The 5427-nt window shown below is 41.6% G+C and carries 2 protein-coding genes; both read right to left on the bottom strand.

Annotated elements, in window-relative coordinates; genetic code table 11:
• Positions 1–109: 109 nt before the first annotated feature.
• A complete protein-coding gene (locus B3Y13_RS01315; protein ID WP_296692189.1) occupies positions 110–994 on the bottom strand; it encodes an aldo/keto reductase in 885 nt (294 codons plus the stop codon).
• Between the two features lie 185 nt (positions 995–1179).
• Complete coding sequence (locus tag B3Y13_RS01310) at positions 1180–4104, bottom strand: Ig-like domain-containing protein (protein ID WP_296692187.1); 2925 nt, start codon at positions 4102–4104, stop codon at positions 1180–1182.
• Between the last annotated feature and the right edge of the window lie 1323 nt (positions 4105–5427).

Genomic DNA, 5427 nt, shown 5'->3' with positions numbered 1-5427 from the left:
AATTATAAAACTCGAAATTAAAGGTAATTAAATATTCATAAAAAAAGCGCGCCTTCAAAAATTGTCTCAAAATTTTGAAGGCGCGCTTCACGCTTAAAACTAAACTTTTTTAAAATTCCGCCTCGTCAGGATTTCTCGCAGGCTTGATTTCAAGATTTTTCAGATTTGCAATTTTATCCATGTCTTCAGCGGACAGCTCAAAATCAAAAATTTTAGAATTCTCTTCAATCCGCTCTGGATTTACGCTTTTTGGAAGAGGGACAATATTCTGCTGCAAGCTCCAGCGAATGCAAACCTGGGCAATTGTATGGCTATATTTTTCCGCAATTTGCCGAATTTCTTCATTTTTAAAAATTCCGCCGGTTCCGAGAGGGCTGTAGCCTTCAACAACCATTCCCAGATTCCTGCTGTACAAAGCAAGTTCGGTCTGCGGCTGGCCAGGACAAACCTTAATCTGGTTGACCATAGGCTTTATTTTTGCAGTTTTTAAAAGCTCATCAATGTGACGCTCACAAAAATTAGAAAGACCAATAGCCTTAAGCTCGCCGGCTTCGCAGGCCTCTTCCATAGCTTTCCAGCTTTCGGCATTTGCTTTTTGCCAGCATGAACGGAATTTGAGCGGATTCGGCCAGTGAATCAAATATAAGTCGACATAATCCAGCCCCAATTTTTCCAAGGAACGCCCAATGGCTTTTTGAGTATTTTCGTAGCCGTGGTCTTCGTTCCAAAGTTTTGTCGTAATAAAAAGCTCAGAACGCTTAACAGGGCTTTCTTTCAAAAAGTCGGCAACCGCCCTGCCCACACTTTCCTCGTTGCCGTAAGCCGCCGCCGTGTCAATATGGCGGTAGCCAAGCCTTAAGGCCGCCAAGACCGCATTGTAAGCCTCGTCTCCGTCCAAGCTCTGCCAGGTTCCAAAGCCAAGGCAAGGCATTTTAGTTCCATTGGATAAAAAAACAGCAGATTTTAAAGATTCAAAACACGAAAAATTTTCCATAATTGCAAGCCTCCAAAAAAAACAAACGCTCTAATTGAAGAATAAGGCAAAGCCTAAAAAACCGCAAGATAAGATTCTGACAAAGCCATAAGCAAGCCCGGCAGATAAAAAAATCCCCCGCAGAATTGAAAACCGCATCTCAAAACCACGGGGGGAAATAATTTATTAAAAAGTTACATTAAAAATTATTTTATAGCACCAATGAACGGCAGGTATTCTTTTTTTCCTTCAGCACTGTTAAGAGTAATCTCCATAGCCTCAGCAGATTTTACAAAATAATAATCTCCGTAAAGGTCGGTTCTGCCGCTGTCAGACTTGTAGCAGTCCTCACCATTATATGAATGCGTGCCAATATATTCCTGTGCAAAGTCAGAGTTAGCGCAAGAAATCACGTAAGGGCTATCTGCTGTTCCATACTTACAAGTTCCTGCCGCAAGAACATATGAACCTGCTGGAAGTGAAATCTTGATAACTGAACTGTTATCGCTCTTAACTTCAGCTCCATGTCCGTTGCTGTTTGTTCCGCTCACTGTTACAGAAAGTTTTCCGTCTGTATATGTGCCGTCAGCTGTAAATGGGCATATCCACGTATTAGATGTTTCTTCTCCATAATCATTATTCTTACTTGCATCTTCTTCTGCGTCAAACGCTGTCTCAAGACCTGCAAGGTAGTCTTCTGCGTATGTAGTTCCTGATACATACGCATCGTCTTCCACTTTGTAAACACGGTTAAGAATTGCTCGGCGGCCGTTGAATTCTTTGTTGTAGTCATCTGCTGAAATTTCTTCAACATGGTCAAGCTTATTGTTTGTTTCAATGCTACCAGTTAAGTTGTAGTATTTCAGGCCGATTTTGTCTTCTTTGCTGTCAAGGTATGAGTAAACGCTTGCATCGCGCCAGAGGTCGCTGCTTGTTGCTCCTGTTCCTTCATTTGAGAAGCTAACATTGACAATAGCAATCTGATCATAGAAGTCGCCTACGCCTGCATTGCGTCCAAGATAGTTTGTTACTCCGTCATTTACTTTTACAGTAGAGTTAAGAAGTACATAGCCTTTTCCAACTTTTGCAGCAGATTTTGAGCCAGTGCGTGCTACAAAAAGAACTGAAACTGAATAGTTAGAATCTGCAGCTTTTGCATCATCATAAAGACATACAAGATCACATTTCTCAAAGAGCGCTACGTCAGAGTAACCCCAAATGTAGTCCGTATCTCCTTCAATGTAGCAGTTGTAGAACCAAGCCTTGCCTTTTGTACAGATTGTGTCCTGATGTGAAAGGAAAGAACAGTTGTTAGCAGAAACATTGTTTGTAGCTTTGTAATAAAAAGCTTCTGCCTGCGTGTCTGCTGTACCGACTACAGAACGGTCGCAAGTATTTTTTAGAGTGATGTTGTCAAGAACTACTTTTCCAGCTGCGTCGCCAAAATACATTACAGAACGGGTGTCCATAGAGCCGTTCCATTTGTTAAGGTTTGTCCACTGTATAACAGTGTCTTTTCCGCGAGCCTGTGAACCAGTTCCCTTAATAGTGATATTTGCACCGCCATTAAAATGTACAAGCTCACGGTATGTGCCTGGAGCCACTTCGATTGTAAAATCGCCTGTATTTGATCCGATTGCAAGAAGCGCGCCGTGTACAGTACGGAAGTCAGCTGTAGCAGTTTCGCTTGAGTCTACTGTAATTGTAGAGCCTGCTGTTTTTGCAGTGCGAATTGTGAAACTCCAAGATGGAGCGTCTTTGTTTCGTGCAAAGCCGTCAAAGTCTTTTCCGTTAAGTTTTGCTGTGATTACATTTTTCGGAATTGCTACAAAATATGTTTTTCCAGATTCGAGAATTCCATAATGAGGTGTAAAATAAACATTGTTGCCTTCTGTACGAATCAACTGGTCTTTTACTTTTATTTCAACGTTTGCCTGATTTTTGCCACTCGGAACATTGATTGTCTCGTCAGAAGCCTTGATTGTATCAACCCAGTTTCCGTCTGAATCATAAATTGAGATTGCTCCTGTTGAAGAAACTACAGGCTCGTTGTCAAATGTGATTCTGAATTCACCGTCTTCAAATACATCTGTTGCCTTTGCTGCCGGGTAAACAGTTGTAAGCTCTCCATAACCATCTGTTGCGTTGAAATCTTCGACAACAACTTGAATTTCAGCAAAAATGTAGCTTGCGCCTGCATTCATTACTTTAATTGTTGTTCCTGTTGTAGGAGCAATGCCGGTTATTTTCAGAGTTCCTGCCTTGTCGTCTTCCACTTTGAGCAGTGAATCGTCATAATCAAGAGTTACGCCGGAATTTTCTCCGCCGGCTGTTGATATATAAGACACTGTTGTCTCGCCGTTAAGGAGAAGCCGCGCAGAATTTGCTCCAAGAGAAAGTGCAGAAAGCACACTTTGCTCATCTAGTCCGTCAAATGTATAAGTTACATCTCCAAACTTAATCTTGATATTGCTGTACTTTATATTTTTTGCGGTTGTGCCGCCAAAAGCTGGATAAACAACATCGCTTTTTGCATGATAAAGAGGCGTTGTGTTTGTGCCAGTTGTGCCAGCTTCATCTGTTACAGAGTAAACTATAGAAGTTGTTGAAGCATCTTCTGTATAATTTTTAGCTGTAAATTCTGCTTTAAAATGATATTTTTTGCCTGCTGCAAAGATTACTGAAGGTGTGAGGCCGTTTCCGCCGCCACCTAGCGTACAGCTTACATTTTTAATATTCTGCGCAGTAACAAGGGAATATCCTTTTCTGTCGCCTCCAGTTACAGAAATAAATCCAAGTCCAACATGGCCCGATGTAGCAACAACTTCGACATCCGCTTCAATTGTTACATCTTGTGTCATGTCTACAACTTTATTGAATACGAGATAACCTTCCTGACCGCCGCTTGAAGCAGAACCTGTAATTGTCATATCCGTATCTGCCCAGACGGTGTCAGCAGCATTGAATTTTACAAGATGCGCAGTTTTTTCAACTACTGTACCCGAACCACCAGTACCGCCACCATTATTCTCGCCATCACCGTCGTCATCGTCCGATTTACAGGCAGTAAACGCGGAGCCAAATAAAGCGAGTGCCGTCAAAACAGCCAGCGCTTTCCACATTTTTTTCATAGAAAATCCTCCATTTTTTGCAAAAAATCCACCGGACAGCCGGCAGATTTCCGCTTATATTAAACTCTAAATGCCAAGTAAAATTTCATAAATATAAGTTTTGAGTAATTTTATTAAAAATTTTCAGCATTTTTGACCAATTCTGTCTAAAAAAAACAATTTGTAATATTTATTATATAAAATATCGCTGTTATAATTATAAAATATGCTTATTTGAACAAAATCCTAAAAAAATGATTATATTTTAACCTTTCAAATAGCAAAATTTTACATTTTTTATTTTTAGGAGCGAGCCGCAGCCACAAGCCGGCTCTGCACGGTTCCGCTTTCGCTCCATTCAAAGGGCGGAAAACTTTTCCTCCCTTTGAACGCTCCGCGCCGTTCCGATCCGGGCTAAGTTTTTCTGTCATTATCTATCATAACTGTCATTATCGGGCTTGACCCCTGTCATTATCGGGCTTGACCCGATAATCTAACTATTTTGTCATTATCCGGCTTGACCCGATAATCCATTGGATAGATTGCCGTGTCAAGCACGGCAATGACAGCTTGTCATTCCCGCATTTGACAACTTGTCATTCCCGCATTTGACAACTTGTCATTCCCGCCCTTAACAGCTTGTCATTCCCGCACTTGATGCGGGAATCTCTAAACAGCTGCCATTCTTGAGCCTGCCCTGCTTGTCATTATCGGGCTTGACTCCTGTCATTATCGGGCTTGACCCGATAATCTAACTATTTTGTCATTATCCGGCTTGCCCCGATAATCTAACTATTTTGTCATTATCCGGCTTGACCGGATAATCCATGCGGATAGATTGCCGTGTCAAGCACGGCAATGACAGCCTTGTCATTCCCGCACTTGGCAACTTGTCATTCCCGCATTTGACAACTTGTCATTCCCGCACTTGGCAACTTGTCATTCCCGCACTTAACAGCTTGTCATTCCCGCACTTAACAGCTTGTCATTCCCGCACTTGATGCGGGAATCTCTAAACGGCTGCCATTCTTGAGCCTGCCCTGCTTGTCATTATCAGGCTTGACCCCTGTCATTATCGGGCTTGACCCGATAATCCATGCGGATAGATTGCCGTGTCAAGCAACGGCAATGACAGCCTTGTTAGCATGGTAATAAAGAGGCAATTAGTGCAGTAAATGGGTGTTGATTAGTACAGTAATTGGGTGTTTATTACTGCGGTAAATGGGTGTTTGTTAGTGCGCTAACTAAGTGTATTTCGTACTTTTTACGGCCATAAAAACTTTTCATGTTAACTTAATCTCCATTATTTTAATTACTAGGCTTAATTTCGAGTTTTGTAAATTT

The organism is Treponema sp. UBA7567 (assembly GCF_002476655.1).
In the GTDB taxonomy this organism is placed as follows: Bacteria; Spirochaetota; Spirochaetia; order Treponematales; family Treponemataceae; genus Treponema_D.
Note: the sequence above shows the minus strand (reverse complement) of the source record. Positions and strands in the feature narration are given on the sequence as shown.

Bases quoted from the DNA above. Each gene is read 5' to 3' on its own strand.
- B3Y13_RS01315 (WP_296692189.1), bottom strand. From the start codon at position 994: ATGGAAAATTTTTCGTGTTTTGAATCTTTAAAATCTGCTGTTTTTTTA.
- B3Y13_RS01310 (WP_296692187.1), bottom strand. From the start codon at position 4,104: ATGAAAAAAATGTGGAAAGCGCTGGCTGTTTTGACGGCACTCGCTTTA.